This window comes from Micromonospora sp. ATA51 (genome assembly GCF_016802855.1).
Lineage (GTDB): Bacteria > Actinomycetota > Actinomycetes > Mycobacteriales > Micromonosporaceae > Micromonospora > Micromonospora sicca.
This window is the reverse complement of the sequence record NZ_JAEVHJ010000030.1, coordinates 19,714-36,515: the sequence shown is the minus strand read 5'-3', so window position 1 is coordinate 36,515 and position 16,802 is coordinate 19,714. Positions and strand designations below refer to the sequence as shown.

Sequence of the window (16,802 nt, the reverse complement as noted above, 5' to 3'; positions counted from 1 at the left end):
CTCCGGCCGGGCCGGCGACGCCCAGGGCCAGCAGCCCGACCGCGCGGCCGGCGGAGGTGCGGACCTCCGCGTCGAAGCGGTGCGTGCCGTCGGCGGCCGGACGGTGAGTCGCACGGCGCGCACCGGGGCGGGGAAGGTGGCGTCGGCGAGCAGCTCGACCGGGCCGCGCCGGCCGCGGCGAGCAGCCCGGCGGCGTCGACGATGGTCACCCGGGCGCCGAACAGGGTGAAGGTCTCGGCGTCCGGCCGGAGGTCGTGCCCGTTTCCCGTCATGGACCCACGTCCCTCCGCCTGCGGTGACCTCCGGAAAGTCTGCCAGGCACCCCCGGAGACCCGCCACCACCCGCTGGCGTCGCCGGTCGACCGACAGTCACCTTGCATCGATGTATTGACATCTGATGGCAACCCGTCGGTAACATTCCCGCACCTCGGACGACGTGGGTCCCCCCGAGCCCGTGTCGCACCCCCTCCGAGGTGCCGAACAGGCACGTGGACGGCTCGTGGGCGGCCCGCCGACCGGCGGCGCCGCCGGTCTCCCCCGGAAGGACCCACCCCCGTGGCATCGCTCCTGACGAGATGGCTGCTCGCCCTCACGGTCGCCACCGCGACCCTGGTCGGCCTCCCCTCCCCCGCGCAGGCCGCCTCGTACACGCCGTCGAGCAACCCGATCCTGTTCGTGCACGGCTGGAACAGCAGCGCCTCGACCTGGAACACGATGATCAGCCGCTTCCAGGCCGACGGGTGGCCGTCGAGCCACCTGCGGGCGTTCTCCTACAACACCAGCCAGTCCAACGCGACCACCGCGCAGACGGTCAGCCAGGAGGTCGACAAGCTGCTGGCCGGCACCGGCGCGACCAAGGTGGACATCATCACCCACTCGATGGGCGGGCTGTCCTCCCGTTACTACCTGAAGAACCTCGCCGGCAGCGGCAAGGTCGACCGATGGGTCTCCCTCGGCGGCCCCAACCACGGCACCAGCTCGGCGAACACCTGCGTCAGCACCGCCTGCGTGGAGATGCGGGTCAGCTCGGCCTTCCTCGCCACCCTCAACTCCGGCGACGAGACGCCCGGCGCCTTCGGCTACGGCACCTGGCGCTCCCCCTGTGACGGGGTCATCAACCCGGTGGACAGCACGATCCTCTCCGGCGCGACCAACACCCAGACGGCCTGTGTCTTCCACACCAGCCTGCAGAACGACGCCACCATCTACGGCCAGGTGCGGGACTTCGTCAACCCGTGACACCCACCGCCCGGCGGTAGTCCACGCACACCGGCAGGAACGACAGCGGCCCGGCCGGCCCGGACACCGAGAGATGGGTGTCCGGTCGGCGGGCGACGTGCGAGGCCGGGTCGGGCGACGGGTCAGGCCGCCCCGGAGGAGACCAGCGCCGGCGCGACCGGCTGCCTCCGGTCGCGGCGCCGGTTCGGCAGGGAGAGCCGGATGACCTTCCACCACGCGGAGGCGACCTGCTTGGGCAGCGGGCCGGTGGTGTACTTCAGCCCGTACCGGTCGAAGAGCGCCCGGACCTGCGGGGCGATCTCCTGGTAGCGGTTGCTCGGCAGGTCGGGGAAGAGGTGGTGCTCGATCTGGAACGACAGGTTGCCGGTCATGATGTGCATCAGCTTGCTGCCGCTGATGTTGGCCGAGCCGAGCATCTGCCGCAGGTACCACTCGCCCCGGGTCTCGCCCTCGATCGAGGTCTTCTCGAAGGTCTCCACTCCGTTCGGGAAGTGCCCGCACATGATCACCGAGTGGCTCCACACGTTGCGGATCAGGTTCGCGGTGAAGGTCGCGGCCAGCGTGCTCAGGAAGGACGGGCCGGACAGCAGCGGGTGCACGATGTAGTCCTTGAGCACCTGGCGACGGATCTTGCGACCGACCGCGCGGGCCCTGGCCCGGAACTCCGGGGCCTTGTGCCGGCCCTCGCGCAGGTTGTGGCCAAGCTCCAGGTCGTACGCGGCGATGCCGTACTGGAAGAAACAGGCGTTGATCAGGTTCCACAGCGGCTGGCCGAGGTGGACCGGGTGCCAGGGCTGGTCCTCGTCGACGCGCATGATGCCGTACCCGAGGTCGTTGTCCTTGCCGATCACGTTGGTGTACCGGTGATGCAGCTGGTTGTGCGAGTGCTGCCACTGGTCGGGCGGGGAGACGTGGTCCCAGTCCCAGGTAGTGGAGTGGATCTTCGGGTCGCGCATCCAGTTCCACTGCCCGTGCAGGACGTTGTGACCGATCTCCATGTTGTCCAGGATCTTCGCCACCGCGAGGCCGGCGGTGCCCACGATCCAGGCCGGCGGGAAGAAGGAGAAGAGCAGCACCGCGCGGCTGCTCAGCTCCAGCGTCCGATGGGTCTTGATCACCTTGCGGATGTAGCGGGCGTCCCGCTCCCCCCGGTCGGCGATCACCCGGTCCCGGATCGCGTCCAGCTCCTTGCCGATGATCTCGATGTCCTCGGCGCTCAGGTGGGCGATCGGGTTGACGGCCTTCTTCTGGATCACGGTCACGTGCAGGCCTCCTCTCAGAGTTCGATGTCGCAGGTACCGGCCGCCGCCGACACGCAGGTCTGGATGAGCACGCCGTCGCCGGGGACGGCGGTGGTGAGGTCGCCGTTGCGCAGGTCGCGTACGGCGCCCTGGCGCAGCGGGAGCACGCAGCCGAAGCAGATCCCCATCCGGCACCCGGAGGGCATCAGCACGCCGGCGTTCTCGCCGGCGTCGAGGATCGGGGTGGCGCCGTCGGCCTCGACGGTCGTCCCGGAGCCGGTGAAGGTGACCGTGCCGCCCTCCCCGGGGGAGATCACGGTGGGGCGGAACCGCTCGGTGTGCAGCCGCTCGGCGACGCCTCGGGAGGTCCAGTACCCCTCGACCGCGTCGAGCATGCCGACCGGGCCGCAGGCCCAGGTCTCCCGCTCGACGTGGTCGGGGACCAGGTCGTCGAGTTCGTGCACGCCGAGCAGCCCGTCGGTGTCGGTGTGCCGCTCGACCAGCCGCAGCGCGCCCCGCTCGGCGAGCGCCCGCAGTTCCGCACCGAAGATCACGTCGTCCGGGGTGGGCGCGGAGTGCACCAGCACCACGTCGGCGCGGGTGTGCAGGCCGGCGCGGAGCATCGCCATGACCGGGGTGATGCCGCTGCCCGCGGTGAGCAGGAGGACCCGCTCCGGAGCCGACTCGGGCAGCACGAAGTCGCCCTGCGCCTGGTCGAGCTGGACGATCGTCCCGGGCCGCGTGCGGCGGACCAGGTGGTTGCTGACCTTGCCGTCCGGGATCGCCTTGACGGTGATCGCGAGGCGGCCGTCCCGGCTGCCGGGCACCGAGGTGACCGAGTAGGCGCGCCACTGGCGGACCCCGTCGACGTCCACGCCGAGGCGCACGTACTGTCCGGGGACGTGGCCGCGCCAGCCCCGGCCGGGCTGGATGACCACGGTCGCCGCGTCCCGGGTCTCCGGTCGCACGGCGACGATCCGGCCGCGCAGGGCGGCGCCGGCGCGCAGCGGCGCGACCAGGTCGAGGTAGTCCTCCGGCAGCAGCGGGGTGGTGACCGTCTCGGCCAGCCGCAGCAGCCTGGCGCGGAAGGAGACCTTCCCGGGGGGCCGCGGGACAGTTGTGGTCATATGACCAGGGTGGCCGCGCAATCGCATAACATCTTGACCGGCAAAGGTGAATCAGCGGCAGGTTTTTGTTCGGGGAGAACAACATGTCCGACCAGTCCGGGACGACCCGGCGGGCCGCCCGCCTCGAACTGGACGAGCGGGTGGCCGCCCGGCTCCGCGGCCGCCTCCCCGTGGTGGCCGAGCGGACTGTCAGCGCGATCACCGGCGAGGTGCCGGGCTACTCCGGCGCCCTCACCGGCACCATGCGGGAGAAGATCGAGAACGCGGTACGCATCGCGCTCGGCACGTTCCTTCAGCTCCTCGAGAAGGCCCAGTCCTCCGACCCGAGCACCCCGCTGACCCCCGCCCTGGAGGCCGCGTACGCGCTCGGCAGCGGGGAGGCGCGCTCCGGCCGGAGCATGGACGCGCTGCTGGCCGCGTACCGGATCGGGGCCCGGGTGGCCTGGCGGGAGGTCTCCACCACCACGGTGCAGGCCGGGCTGGCGGCCGAGACCGTCGCCGAGTTCGCCGAGCTGATGTTCGCCTACATCGACGAGCTCTCCGCCGCCAGCGTCGCCGGGCACGCCGACGAGCTGGCCAGCGCCGGCCGGGTCCAGCGCCGGTACCTGGAGCGGCTGACCCAGCAGCTGTTGGCCGGCGAGCCGGAGGAGACCCTGCGCCGCAGCGCCGAGCGGGCGGAGTGGCCGCCGCCGCAGACGCTCACCGTCGTGCTGCTGCCGCGCCGCAACCTGCGCCCGGTGCTCGCGCTGCTCAGCCCGCACACCCTGGAGAGCGGGGAGGACCTGCCCGGGGTCGACCTCGCCGAGGAGCTGGCCGTACTGCTGGTGCCGGACGCGCACGGCGCCGGCCGCCGGCAGCTCGCCCGGGTGCTGCGGGGGCATCGGGCGGTGCTCGGGCCGGCACGCCCGTGGAGCCGGGTGGGCACCTCCTATGAGCGGGCCACGCGGGCGCTGGCGCTCGGCCTCGGACGCCCGACGCCGGGCCGCTGGACACCGAGGAGCACCTCGCCGAGCTGGTGCTCAGCATGGACCCGGAGGGGCTGGCCGACCTGCGGGCCCAGGCGCTGAAGCCGTTGGAGTCGCTGCCGCCGGCCACCGCGCACCGGCTGGCCGAGACGCTGCGGTCGTGGCTGCTGCACCAGGGCCGGCGCGACGACGTGGCGGCCGACCTGTTCGTGCACCCGCAGACGGTGCGCTACCGGATGGGCCAGCTGCGCGAGCTGTACGGCGACCGCCTCCACGACCCGGCCACCGTCCTCGACCTCACCCTCGCGCTGGCGATGCCCCCGGCCGCCCCCGAACCGGAGTGAGCCGGGGCGGCGACGCCGAGCTCAGCGTCACCGGGATGCGCGGAAGCGGGTGAGGCCGGCGGAGACCGCCACGGCTCCTCGCCGACGTCCGGCGGGCGTCAGCCGACGTCCTGGCGTTGCCCGGTGACCCGGGCCGGGCCGACGCTCGTGAGCGGCACGGCTCGTCGATGACGAACGTGGGGACCGGCACCCCGGCCGTGTTCCGGTCGTTGGCCTTGCCCAGGAACTGGGTGGCGAAGGCGAGCAGCGTCGCGGCGCCGAGGACGAGCGCGGCGGTCGCGAACACCAGCGCGTTGCCGTCGAGGACGATGCCCAGCGGGCTGCCCGGCATGACGAGGCCCCAGGCCGCCGCCGCGAGCGCCGCGGCGGCGCACTCCAGGACGGGGAACCGGCGGTGGTCGGCGTCGGGCGTGCTCTCCGGCGACGTCACCTTCCGGTAGTAGCCGGCGAACGGCGCGAGGAACGCGAACACCACGAAGATCACGTACGCCGACCACCGGAACGCGCCGTACCCGGCGCCCACGTCGGCGGCGAGGACGATGCCGACCAGCGCCGTGTACGCGGCCAGGGTCTCGGACGGGATGGCGGCCACCAGCACTTCGGTGGCCGATCCGGTCTGTTCGCCGACCGGACGCACGTCACGCTCGACGGCGAGTTCTGCCAGGCTGCGGGCACTCATCGCCCTCACCACCCCTCACATTCGCGACACTCACTCCATACCGGTCAGAGTGCCTCCCAAGTGGTCGGTGACGCCACGAGCGAACGGTCCTCCCGGCCTCCTGTCGGACTAGTCGTCGGGTGCGTCCGTCTCACGCAGCCCGCCCTCGTCGAGCCGCAGCCAGCGCTCCACCTTGATCTCCGTCAGGAACCGCACGTCGTGGCTGACCACCACGAACGCGCCCTGGTACGCCCCGAGCGCGCTCTCCAACTGCCCGACACTGACCAGGTCCAGGTTGTTGGTGGGCTCGTCGAGCAGCAGCAACTGCGGCGCCGGTTCGGCGCACAGCACGCAGGCCAGGGTGGCGCGCAGCCGCTCACCGCCAGAGAGCGCCCCGACCGGCAGTTGGGCGCGGGAGCCCCGGAACAGGAACCGGGCGAGCAGGTTCATCCGCTGCGCGTCGGGCATCCCGGGGGCGAACGCGGCCAGGTTCTCCGCCACCGTGCGGTCCAGGTCCAGCAGGTCCAGCCGCTGGGACAGGTACGCGACCCGGCCGTCGGCCCGCCGGACCCGGCCACCCTCCGGCGTCAGGTCACCGTGGATCAGTCGCAGCAGGGTCGACTTGCCGACGCCGTTGGGCCCGGTCAGCGCGATCCGCTCCGGTCCCCGGATCACCAGGTCGACGCCGTCGCCGGCGAAGAGGGCCCGGTCGCCGCGGCGCACCTGCATCCGTTCGCCGAGGAACACCGTCCGTCCCGCCGGGACGTTGGTGCCCGGCAGCTCCAGCGTGATCTTCTGCTCGTCGCGCAGGGCCCGGCCCGCCTCGTTGAGCCGGGCCCGCGCCTCGCCGACCCGCGCGGCGTGCGTCTCGTTCGACTTCCCCGCCGACTCCTGCGCGCCCCGCTTCATCGTCCCGGCGAAGATCTTCGGCAGCCCGGCGCTCTTCAGATTTCGCGCGGCGTTGCCGGCCCGGCGTTCGGCCCGCTCCCGCGCCTGCTGCATCTCCCGCTTCTCCCGCTTGACCTCCTGCGCGGCGTTGCGGACGTTGCGCTCCGCGACGTCCTGCGCGGCGCGGACGGCCTCCTCGTACGTGGTGAAGTTCCCGCCGTAGGAGCGGACCCCGCCCCGGTCGAGTTCGAGGATGCGGTCCATCCGGTCGAGCAGCGCCCGGTCGTGGCTTACCAGCAGCAGGCAGCCGGTCCACTCCTCGAGCACCGCGTACAGCTTGCGGCGGGCGTCGAGGTCGAGGTTGTTGGTCGGCTCGTCGAGCAGCAGGACGTCGGGCCGCTTCAGCAGCTGCGCGGCGAGCCCGAGGGAGACGACCTGGCCGCCGCTGAGGGTGTGCAGCCGGCGGTCGAGCGAAACGTCGCCGAGGCCGAGCCGGTCCAGTTCGGCGCGGCTGCGCTCCTCGACGTCCCAGTCGTCGCCGAGGGTGGCGAAGTGCTCCTCGCCGGCGTCTCCGGACTCGATGGCGTGCAGTGCCGCGAGCCGGTCGGCGACCCCCAGCACCTCGGCGACGGTCCGCGCCCCGTCCAGCGGCAGGTCCTGCGGCAGGTGACCGAGGACGCCCCGGACGGAGACGCCGCCGCCCGTGGGCCGGTACTTGCCCGCGATCAGCTTGAGCAGGGTGCTCTTGCCGGCGCCGTTGGGCCCGACGAGGCCGGTGCGTTCCGCGCCGACGGTGACGGAGAGGTCCGTGAAGACCGGGGTGCCGTCCGGCCAGGAGAAGGAGAGGTTCGAGCAGGTGATGTACGCGTCGGACATGTGGCGTCCTCGTGGTGATGCGGGCGCGCGCGGCAGGGCGGCCCGGCGGGGAACAGGGCTCGTGGAACGACGGCACGGCGCCACGGCGGCTGCGCTGAGGCGCGCCTGCCGGGGCCGGGTCCGGTGTCACCCGGAGATGTCGTCGTCGCCCGCCATGTCTGGTCTCCCTGTTCCGATCACTCGGTGCCAACCCTAACAGCGTCCGGCCGCTGCCGACGGCCCGTGCCGCGGTCGTCCGCCCGGACGGACGACCGCGGTGGTCAGCATCACCGAGCCGGGACCCCTCGACGCGCTGGACCGGATCGCGGCCCTGGAGCCGGTCGGCCGGGCATCTGTCGGTCCCTACTCGAACTGGATGTCCTGCAGCACGCCCTCCTGTCCCTTGAGCGCCCACAGGCCACCGCCACCGAGCACCCGGGCGCTGACCGAGGTCGACTCGTTCCAGCGGTCCATGCCGCCGTGCACGGCGATGACCTTCGCCAACAGCTCGTTCATGACCTGTTCCTCGTGCCGAATGTCGGATTCAGGCGGCCACGTCGAGCACGACGCGGAACCGGGCCCGGCCGGTGAGCATGTGGGCGTACGCCTCGGGCGCCTCGGCGAACGGGCGGACCTCATTCCTCGACCGCACCCCCCGTCGCACGCTGAAGTGGAGGTTGTCCTCGTTCTCGATGGAGCTGCCGGTCAGGCTCCCAGCGATGGCCCGGGTGCCGAAGATCAGGTCGGCGGGCTGCACCGAGATCGGGTCGAAGCCGGCGCCGACCACGACCAGCCGGCCGCGCGGTGCCAGCCCCGGGACCAGCGCGGACATCGACGCGCGCTCGCCGCGGTGGCGACGATCGCCGCCGCGCCGCCGAGTTTCTGCAGGGCGGCGCCGACGTCCTCGGTGGTGCTGTCGAGGTAGGTCTCGGCGCCCAGCTCCGTCGCGAGTCCCGCCTTCTCCGTGCCGCGCGCGATGGCGACGACGCGGTAGCCCAGCTCGCGGGCGTACTGCAGGCCGAGGTGGCCGAGCCCGCCGATACCCTGGACGGCCACCAGGGCGCCGGGACGGGCGTCGAGCCCCTGGAGCGCCTGGTACATGGTCAGTCCGGCGCAGAGCAGCGGAGCGGCGTCGGTCGCGGCGAGGCGGTCCGGGATCCGCACGAGGCCGCTGGCTCGGGCATACGCGACCTCGGCGTATCCACCGTCCACGGTAGTGCCGGTCAGCGGCTGGGCGGCGCAGTTCACGAAGTCGCCGCGGCGGCAGGAGTCGCACTCGCCGCAGTGGCCGTTGAGGAAGCCGACGCCGACCCGGTCGCCGGGGCGCCACGCGGTCACGCCGGCGCCGACCGCGTCGATGACGCCGACGATCTCGTGGCCGGGCACGATCGGCGTCGACGGGTCGCGGAGCAGTCCGTTGACGGCGAGGGTGTCGGTGTGACAGACCCCGCAGGCCTGTACCCGCAGCCGCACCTGGCCGGGCGTCGGGTCGGTCAACTCGCGCTCAACCAGGGCGAACTGCCCTGCACCGGTCACCTCGAAGGCACGGTAGGTGGTCATCATGATCCTCACGTTCGATGGAAGGACGCCGGTCGTTGGCGTATGACCGGTCGTCTTGGAAGGGAGACAAAAAAGGGGGGCGCCGCCGCCGCCGGGTCGACGCCCCGGGGCCCGGACGGCTCGGACACCCCAGGAGCTGAGATGTCAAGCGGCAGCGCGTGGTGTGCGGTGTGACCAGGCGGTGGTCTGGTTGTAGTGAGTGTCGGTCTTGAGGCAGCCGTGGAGGATTCCGACGAGGCGGTTGCCGATTTGGCGGAGGGCAGCGTTGTGTCCGATCTCGCGGGAACGTAGCTCGTCGTAGTAGGCGCGCACACCCACGTCGTGCAGGATCGCGGCGCCGGCCTGCATGTGGAGAGCGTCGACGAGTCGGTCGTTGTGGACGAACCGGGCGTGGACGGTCTTGGACTTTCCGGACTGGCGGGTGATCGGCGCGGTGCCGGCGTAGTTCTTGCGGGACTTGGCGTCGGTGTAACGGCCGTGGGCGTCGCCGAACTCTGCGAGCACCCGGGCGCCGAGGATCACGCCGATGCCGGGTTGGCTGAGGTAGACCTCAGCGTCCGGGTGCTGGCCAAAATGCGCCTCGACCTGGCTTTCCATGGTCCGGATCTGCGTGTTGAGGGTTTGCAGGATCGCGACCGTGGCGCGGACGGTGGCCGCGTAGGCGCCGGTGACGACCTCGGCCTGGCCCAGATGCGCGGTGCGCAGGGCCTGCTGGATCGCCGCGGCCTTGGCCGGGATGTCACGGCGGCGGGCCCGTTTGAGCACTGCGCTGATCTGCGACAGCGAAAGCCTGGCCGCCGTGGCCGGGGTCGGGGCCTTGGCCAGCAGCTCCAGAGCGTCGGTGCCGGTCAACGTCAGCGGCTGGTAGGCATCCAGCGCGGCGGGGAAGTACTCCCGCAACGCGGCCCGCAGCCGCAGCATGTGCCGGGTGCGTTCCCAGATCAGGGTCTGATGCGCGCGGGCCACGACCTTGACCGCCTCGGCGAGGTCGGAATCGGCGGCGACTTGCCGCAGTTGGTGGCGGCGGGTACGGACCATGTCGGCCAGGGTGTGCGCGTCGGCCTTGTCACTCTTGGCACCCGACAGCGACACCAACTCCCGGTGTCGCGCGGCCTGCTTGGGATTCACCCCGTAGACCTGGTAACCGGCCGCGATCAACGCCCGAACCCACGGCCCACGGTCGGTTTCGATGCACACCAGCACCTGGGACGGATCACCATCATCGGGCAGGAACCTGCCCACGAGCTCGTGGAAACGGGCTATCCCCTCCACGCCCTCAGGCAGCCGGGCCGTGCGCATCGCCCGGCCGTGCTGGTCCTGCACCTCCACATCGTGATGATCTTCAGCCCAGTCGTCTCCTACGAACAGCACTCCGGGTCTCCGCTCCGCCAGGGGTCGGTGTCAGCAGCCCACGGAAGACTCCAGCGCCCTAATGGACCAGTGCTCACGCCAGAACCCAGCGGGCACGACACCCCATCAGCCGTTCATCTCCCGACCACAGGCGGGGGCACGCTCTACCCCAGGACTCCATACATCGGCCCAGGTGAGGGGAGTGCTCACCCGCCCGCGGCTACCAGGCACCGAGTCTGCCAGCGGCTGACCCGGCAGCCCCCATTAGGTGAGGATCCGCGCCGTGGTGACGGCGAGGAACTCCTGGACGGGCTGGCGATCGCCGGCGGCCTTCGCCCGCGCGACCGCGCCCTCGTAGCTGTGGACGATGAAACCGGCGAGCACCCCCGCCGGCTCGTCTCCATGCAGCTCCCCCGCGTCCCGGGCCTGCTCGATGGCCCCGGCCAGGGCGTCGACCCAGCGGGCGAACCCGGCGTCGACGGCGTCCCGGACGGCACCGCTGTGCGGGGGGATCTCGGTGGCGAAGTTGCCGAGCAGGCAGCCGCGGTCGCCCAGGGTGTCGGAGAGCGCGACGAGGCACCGGAGATGGGCGGTGATCCGTTCCAGCGGGCTGCCACCCTGCTTCTCGTCGAGCATCTCCAGCGGCACGGCGGACGCGTACCGGGTCACCGAGTCCAGGGCAAGGGCTTCCTTGCTGGCGAAGTGGTTGTAGAAGGTGCCCTTCGGGGCGCCGGCCGCGGAGACGATGTCCTGGATGCTGGTGCCGTTGTAGCCCCGCGTGTGGAACAGCTCCAGCGCCGCCTCGGCGAGCCGCTGCCGGGTCCCGGCGGAAGCCGGCGACTTGGGTCGTCCCATCGGTGAACCACTCCTCCCGGCCGCTCGGCGGGCCGGCCGGCCCGCGCTTGACGTCGTAACGCTATGACCGGTCGTCTCGAAATGCCAGGACCTGTGACCACGGCCGCACGACCCGGCGCGGCAACCGCCGGGGACGGCGCGGCCGGAGCGCGGTTGGCGGGCCGTCGGGCGGGTAGTCAGCCCGGCCAGCCGGGTGGCGGCGGAGCTCGTCGTCGGTCCGCGACCCGTCACGAGCTGCTGGCCGCGCGCAGCGGGGGTCGCGGGCCGATGTCGGAGGAGTCACCGCCGCCCGGACGCCAATACGTCCCGGGCGAGGTCGTGGAGCTGCGGGTGCACGGCGTCTCGGGCGCCGGAGCCGAGCAGGTGCTCGACCGGCCGCACGTCCACCAGGTGGCCGGGGACCGCAGCGGTGGCTTCTTCCGGCCCCGGCCGGACTACCCCGACTCCACCGGTCCCGGCGGGGTGGTGCTCGAGGCGTACCGGTGGAGCGACCTGCCGTCGGGCACGGCCGCGCGGACGCTGTCCCTGGTCTTCCTGCTGCCGTTCATGCTCAGCAACGTGGCGATCTGGATGCGCCCGGCGGACCGGGGCTCCGGCTCGGGCGTCAAGGTGCTCTGCCGGCTGATCGCGCTCAACCTCACCCTGGTGTACGTGCTCTCCGCGGTCGGCGTCGCCCTCGACCTCATCGCCTGGAAGTGCATGGGCTCGCCCCGCTGCCTGGAGGGGCGGGCCTGGCTGTCCTGGCTGGGCGGTCGCCCGGTCGGGCTCCGCCTGGTGGTGCTCGTCGTGCTGCCGGTCGCCGCCCTCGGGCTGCTGTGGATGCTCAGCGTCCGGCCCGGCCGCCCGTACGAAGCCTTCCGCACGCCGGGCGGTGACCCCGAGGGCGACCGGCTCAGCGCGGTCGGCCAGTGGGACGCCATGCCGATGGTGGGTCGGTTGCGGGCGATCCACGTCGCCGCGGCGTTCGCGGTGCTGAACCTCACCCTCCTCGCCGCGCGGGGGGCCGGCGGGCCGTCGCCCGTGGTGATCGTGCTGGCCGCGGTCGCCGGCGCGGTGCTCGCGGCGTGCCTGGCGCTGCTCTGCGCCGGCGCGTCGGTGGAACGGGCGTCGACCGGCCCGACGGATCGGCTGGCCGCCACCGCGCGCGTCGTCGCCTGCGCCCTGACCGTGCCGACCCTCGGGGTCGTCGCGCTGGACGGAACCTCCTGGCCGCACTCCACCGGACTGCCCGGGTACAGCCGGATCGTCGCCTGGGCGTTCGTCGCGCAGATGACGTTGCTCTTCGCGCTGGCCGTGCTGACGCTGTGGCGACGTCGCGGCCGGGATCCCCGGCAGGCGCTGCTGCGCGGCCTCGGCGCGCCGGTCATCGCGACCGTCGCGGTGGGCCTGGCCAGTGCGCTCTCCGCCGAGCTGGTCTACCGGACGGCGTACTTTCTCAACCGCCGGGCGATCACGGGGAGCGCCGGCGACCTGGTGCCCCCGCCCCTGGCGTACAAGTGGGCGATCTTCACGTTCTTCCTGGCGTCGATCGCCGCGGTGGCGGCGGGCGGCGCGATCACCCTGCTCACCCGGCCGGGCCGGCGACGGGCCGCCGCGGCGATCGTCGCCCGGGACTTCCCGGACGCTCCGCCGGAGGCGGCCGACCGCCTGGACCGGGTGGCGAGGACCATCGCCCGGGCCCGGTTCACCGAGCGGCTCGGGCCGCTGGCCATGGTGTTCGCCGGCCTGGCCGCAGTCGGTCTGGCCGCGAGCGTGCTGGGCCTGTTCGAACACCAGCCCGGCCCGTTGGTGGAGCGGTTCCTCGGCGTGCCGGCGGAATTCGTGAACTTCGGGCTCACCTTCGGCAGCTACCTCATCGCCGGGATCATCGCCGGGCTGGTGGTCGGCGGCCTGTTCGCCTACCGGACGGCCGAGTTCCGCCGGTACGTGGGCGTGGTATGGGACCTCGGCACCTTCTGGCCCCGGGCGGCCCACCCGTTCGCGCCGCCCTGCTACGCCGAGCGGGCCGTGCCCGAGCTGGCCAAGCGGATCTGCTACCTGGCCGGCCAGCACGACGGCGTCCTGCTCACCGGCCACAGCCACGGCTCGGTCCTGCTCGCCGCGGCCGTACTGCAACTGCCGGCCCCGGTGCGCCGCCGGGTCGCACTGCTCACCTACGGGTCCCCGCTGGACCGCCTGTACACCCGGCTCTTCCCGGCGTACCTCGGCCGGGACGTGCTGCGCGAGATGGGCGCCCGGATCGACTGGCGATGGGTGAACCTGTGGCGGGACACCGACCAGATCGGCGGCTGGGTGTTCGCCGCCCACCGGCCCGGCGACCCGCCGCCGGGGGCCGACCCGAGCGAGCGGGTGGACCGCCGGCTCAGGGACCCGGAGGACGTGGTGGTGCCCCCGAGCGACAGCGTCCCGCCGCCCATCCGCGGCCACTGGCCGTGCGAATCCGACGAACGGTTCGCCGCGGCGGTCCGCGACCTCGTCGGCCGGCTCCGCGCGGCGGACCGGGGACGCTAACCGGCCTCAGCAGGTCTGCGCGCCTCCCGGCGCATCCCGCAACGCCTCGGCGCAGCTGGCGGGGGTGGCGGTGGCGGCCTGCTGGAGCAGCTCGTAGAGCGTCTCGCGCTGCCCCGGGTCGAGGGCGCCGAGCACCTCCCCCTCCACCGCGGCGAGGGCGCACTCCGCCTCGCGGAGCCGTCGGGCGCCGGCGTCGGTGAGCTCCACGACGTGGCGCCGCCGATCCTCCGGCGAGCGTCGCCGCTCGATCAGCCGCTCCGCCTCCAGCTCGTTGAGCAGCCCGACGATGTTCGTGCCGTCCATGGCGAGGGTCCCCGCGAGGGCCTGCTGGCTGCTGCCCCCCTGCGCGCGCAGCACGGTCAGCGCGACGAGGTGACGTGGCCGCAGGCCCAGCGGCGCCAGCACCGTCTCGGCCCGCAGCCGCATCCGCCGCGCGAGGTGGTCGAGCAGCGGCGCCAGGCGGTGCTCTGGCTGGTCGACCGGCGCGGCGGGCATGTGACCCAGTCTACCGACCAACCCAGGAGTCTGCGTGATACAAATGGTTCGCGCATCACCAACGATTACGGAAGGGCAAGCCAATGCCGCACCTGTTGCACATCGACTCGAGCATCCAGGGGGACCGCTCGGTGAGCCGCCGGCTCACGCCCGGGCCGCCGACGCCTGGCGGGCCGCCCACCCCGGCGGCACGGTCACCTACCGCGACCTGGGCCGCGAGCCGCTGCCGCACCTCGACGAGGCCGGCGGCCTGGCCCGGATGGTGCCGGCGGAGCACCACACCCCGGCCCAGCGGGCATCCTGGGCGTTGACCGAGCAGCTGGTCGACGAGGTGAAGCAGGCCGACACGGTCCTGCTCGGGCTCCCGCTCTACAACTTCGCCGCGCCCAGCAGCGTCAAGGCATGGGTGGACCACCTCATCGCGCCCGGCCTGTCGTACCACCCGGAGACCCAGGCCGGCCTGCTCGACGGACGTGAGTTCATCGTGCTGGCCACCCGGGGCGGCGGCTACGGCGCGGGCACCCCGCGCGCGGGCTGGGACCACGCCGAGCCCTGGCTCCCGCACGGCCTGGCGATGACCGGACTCGAGCCCCGCTTCATCACGGCCGAGCTGACCCTCGCCCAGGTGAATCCGGCCATGGCCGGGCTGATCCCGCTGGCCGAGGAGAGCCTCGCGGCGGCGGAGCGCACCGTCGACGGCCTCTGGGTGCCGGCCGCCGCCGCCGCGTAGCGGCAGCCGGCTTCGTCCGTCGTGACCGGCCCGCGCCGGTCACGACCGGACGTCACCAGGCGTGCCGGCGCAAGTCCCCCGGACCACGTGCGCCGGCAACCTCACCGACTTGCATTCGGTACCCAGGTACGGGTTTACCGTGGGCGCATGACCACCGAGGTGAGGCTCGACCAGGGCTGGGTGCCCGAGGCGTGCACCCTGCCGACCGCGCAACGGCCGCTGCGGCTGGCCGAGTTCGACGAATTGTTCGCCACCGTGCGGCGGGCCGAGCGGCTCGGCGACACGCGGCTGCGCCTGACGCTGGCCGGGCCGGCCGAGTTGGAGACGGCCGTGCGGGACCTCACGGAGCGCGAGAGCCGCTGCTGCTCCTTCTTCACCTTCGACGTCACCACGCAGCCGCCCGGGCAGGTCGTCCTGGATGTCGCGGTCCCGGCCGTGCATGTCGACGTCCTCGACGCGCTGGCCGCCCGTGTCAGCCAGCGAGGCACCCCTTGAGTGGGCCCGACCCGTCATCGCCACCACGCTGCAGTCGGCGATCGACGCCGGCTGCGACGACCTGACCGCCTGCGCCGCCAGTTCCTGCTGCCCGCTGCCACGGACGGTTGCGCCGGCGGCAGGTGCTCCTGCCCGGTGTCCTGACCACCGGGCCGGGTGACCCCGCTCGTCCTCACTGTCAGTCGAGGCCGAGACCGCGGCGCCCGGTCGTGTTGAGGTCCTCGGGCGGGAAGCGGTTGGACCAGCTGCGCTCGTAGTGCTCCTCCGGGAAGTCGCCGGGGCTGGACCCGGTGCGGAAGGCTTCCCGGACGTCGGCCGCGTACCGCTCGTTGCGGGGGCACCAGGGGGCGGCGGGGATGTACATGACGTTGCCCCAGCCCTGCTGGTCGGTGACGGGCGCGACGCTGTGGATCATGTCGCAGTGCCACCAGACGGAGTCACCCGCCTTGACGTCGGGGATGCCGGCGAGGGCTCGCATGAGCAGGGGGTGCCAGGTCTCGTTGGCGGGGAAGACCTGGTTGACGGTGACGCCGCACATGTCGTCCTCGGGCACGTCGGCGAGCAGCGGGCGGAGCATGAGATAGGCCATGGCACCGGGGATCGGGACGGTGTGCAGCACCCCCTGGTCGTGGTCCATGTCCGACAGGGCGGTCCAGCCCTGGAAGGTGCGGAAGGCCGAACACATCGTGGTGCCGGGGTACTGCGGTCCGACGGTGCGGTGGGCGGCGTCCCAGGAGTCGTACTGCTCGACGGTGCCGTCGAAGAGGTGACGGAACGTCTGCTGGTAGGCCCCGGTCATCCACAGGTCGAGGGTGCCGGGGTCGAGGTGGGTGCCCAGGCCGGTGGAGTTCGCGCCGGGGGGCCGGCGGCGGATGCGGTCGGGGTAGAGCGAGTCGCGGTTCGGGTCGAACCACTGCCCGCCCTCGGACTCGTGCTTCCACTGGCTGTTGAGGAAGGCCTGCACCCGTGCCATCCGGTCGCTCTGCCGGGCCTGCATCTGGGCCGGGGACCAGTAGATCGGATAGATCTCGGGCTTGGAGCCGACGCTGCCGAAGAAGTCGTCGCCGGGACCGCGGTACGTGTCGAAGAACGCGTTGCTCTCGACGTACTCGACGATGTCGCGGTCCCAACCGAGCGCCTGCTCCCGGTCGAAGTGGCCGCGGACGACGAGACAGCCGCGGCGGCGCAGCTTCGCCAGCGCGTGCTTCGGGACGGTGCCGGCCTCGATCTCGGCGTAGTCGATGACCGGCCAGATCGTCTCGCCCCGCGCCCGGGCGTCGGTGATCTCGTCGACCTCGGCCCGGATCCGCCGCTCGACGACGGCGAACACCTCCTCGACCGTACGGCCCGACGCGGCGATGCGGGCGCGCAGCGCCGCCTTGATCTGTTGGATGGCCCCCGGCAGGTCGGTCGGCGTCTCCTCCCAGTGCGGGAGCGGGGGAAGTGGGGCGGTTGCCAGCACGGGTGAGGCGGTCACGGCTCGACTCCT

The 16,802-nt window shown here is 72.8% G+C and carries 15 protein-coding genes and 2 pseudogenes; 5 read left to right on the top strand and 12 right to left on the bottom strand.

Annotated features, from left to right (window positions below):
* Positions 1-272: pseudogene (locus JNW87_RS08030) on the bottom strand (hypothetical protein); the annotation flags it as partial.
* 283 nt (positions 273-555) lie between these two features.
* Here JNW87_RS08030 and JNW87_RS08025 point away from each other — a divergent pair.
* Complete coding sequence (locus JNW87_RS08025; RefSeq protein ID WP_236647525.1) at positions 556-1,239, top strand: triacylglycerol lipase; 684 nt, start codon at positions 556-558, stop codon at positions 1,237-1,239.
* 122 nt (positions 1,240-1,361) lie between these two features.
* Here JNW87_RS08025 and JNW87_RS08020 read toward each other — a convergent pair whose 3' ends face one another.
* Both JNW87_RS08020 and JNW87_RS08015 read right to left on the bottom strand, forming a co-directional pair.
* A complete protein-coding gene (locus JNW87_RS08020; RefSeq protein WP_109801338.1) occupies positions 1,362-2,501 on the bottom strand; it encodes an acyl-CoA desaturase in 1,140 nt (379 codons plus the stop codon).
* 14 nt (positions 2,502-2,515) lie between these two features.
* Positions 2,516-3,607, bottom strand: coding sequence for a ferredoxin reductase (locus JNW87_RS08015; protein WP_109801339.1), 1,092 nt, complete (start codon positions 3,605-3,607; stop codon positions 2,516-2,518).
* Between the two features lie 83 nt (positions 3,608-3,690).
* Here JNW87_RS08015 and JNW87_RS08010 point away from each other — a divergent pair.
* Positions 3,691-4,916, top strand: a pseudogene (locus JNW87_RS08010) (PucR family transcriptional regulator).
* Here the strand turns inward: JNW87_RS08010 and JNW87_RS08005 are convergent.
* The 7 genes from JNW87_RS08005 to JNW87_RS07975 all read right to left on the bottom strand — a co-directional run bounded on the left by JNW87_RS08005 (position 4,870) and on the right by JNW87_RS07975 (position 11,082).
* The gene (locus JNW87_RS08005) at positions 4,870-5,595 is read right to left on the bottom strand and encodes a hypothetical protein (protein ID WP_238453396.1); all 726 of its coding nucleotides are present in this window, start codon (positions 5,593-5,595) and stop codon (positions 4,870-4,872) included. The pseudogene JNW87_RS08010 and the gene JNW87_RS08005 sit on opposite strands and share 47 nt — an antisense overlap.
* Before the next feature lie 108 nt (positions 5,596-5,703).
* Complete coding sequence (gene abc-f / locus JNW87_RS08000; protein ID WP_109801340.1) at positions 5,704-7,338, bottom strand: ribosomal protection-like ABC-F family protein; 1,635 nt, start codon at positions 7,336-7,338, stop codon at positions 5,704-5,706.
* 342 nt (positions 7,339-7,680) lie between these two features.
* Positions 7,681-7,833 carry a hypothetical protein gene (locus JNW87_RS07995; RefSeq protein ID WP_161557795.1) on the bottom strand — a complete coding sequence of 51 codons (153 nt, stop codon included), beginning with the start codon at positions 7,831-7,833 and terminating at the stop codon, positions 7,681-7,683.
* A 28-nt stretch (positions 7,834-7,861) separates the two neighbouring features.
* The gene (locus JNW87_RS07990) at positions 7,862-8,074 is read right to left on the bottom strand and encodes a hypothetical protein (protein WP_238453395.1); all 213 of its coding nucleotides are present in this window, start codon (positions 8,072-8,074) and stop codon (positions 7,862-7,864) included.
* Positions 8,056-8,877: an alcohol dehydrogenase catalytic domain-containing protein gene (locus tag JNW87_RS07985; protein WP_238453394.1), complete on the bottom strand. Its 822-nt coding sequence runs from the start codon at positions 8,875-8,877 to the stop codon at positions 8,056-8,058. Before JNW87_RS07985 ends, JNW87_RS07990 begins: the two co-directional genes overlap by 19 nt.
* A gap of 144 nt (positions 8,878-9,021) precedes the next feature.
* Complete coding sequence (locus JNW87_RS07980; RefSeq protein ID WP_109801342.1) at positions 9,022-10,248, bottom strand: IS110 family transposase; 1,227 nt, start codon at positions 10,246-10,248, stop codon at positions 9,022-9,024.
* Positions 10,249-10,491: 243 nt separating this feature from the next.
* Positions 10,492-11,082 carry a TetR/AcrR family transcriptional regulator gene (locus tag JNW87_RS07975; protein ID WP_109801343.1) on the bottom strand — a complete coding sequence of 197 codons (591 nt, stop codon included), beginning with the start codon at positions 11,080-11,082 and terminating at the stop codon, positions 10,492-10,494.
* A 267-nt stretch (positions 11,083-11,349) separates the two neighbouring features.
* On the opposite strand from JNW87_RS07975, the gene JNW87_RS07970 reads away from it, so the two are divergent.
* Entirely contained in the window at positions 11,350-13,593 is a 2,244-nt protein-coding gene (locus tag JNW87_RS07970) for a hypothetical protein (RefSeq protein WP_109801344.1), read from the top strand.
* A gap of 6 nt (positions 13,594-13,599) precedes the next feature.
* Here JNW87_RS07970 and JNW87_RS07965 read toward each other — a convergent pair whose 3' ends face one another.
* Positions 13,600-14,088, bottom strand: coding sequence for a MarR family winged helix-turn-helix transcriptional regulator (locus JNW87_RS07965; RefSeq protein ID WP_109801345.1), 489 nt, complete (start codon positions 14,086-14,088; stop codon positions 13,600-13,602).
* Positions 14,089-14,131: 43 nt separating this feature from the next.
* Between JNW87_RS07965 and JNW87_RS07960 the strand changes: the two genes are divergently transcribed.
* Entirely contained in the window at positions 14,132-14,818 is a 687-nt protein-coding gene (locus JNW87_RS07960; protein ID WP_238453397.1) for an FMN-dependent NADH-azoreductase, read from the top strand.
* Positions 14,819-14,965: 147 nt separating this feature from the next.
* Entirely contained in the window at positions 14,966-15,313 is a 348-nt protein-coding gene (locus JNW87_RS07955; protein WP_109801347.1) for a hypothetical protein, read from the top strand.
* 178 nt (positions 15,314-15,491) lie between these two features.
* Here the strand turns inward: JNW87_RS07955 and JNW87_RS07950 are convergent, their stop codons facing one another.
* Positions 15,492-16,790: a DUF1479 domain-containing protein gene (locus tag JNW87_RS07950; RefSeq protein WP_236647529.1), complete on the bottom strand. Its 1,299-nt coding sequence runs from the start codon at positions 16,788-16,790 to the stop codon at positions 15,492-15,494.
* Positions 16,791-16,802: the final 12 nt, after the last annotated feature.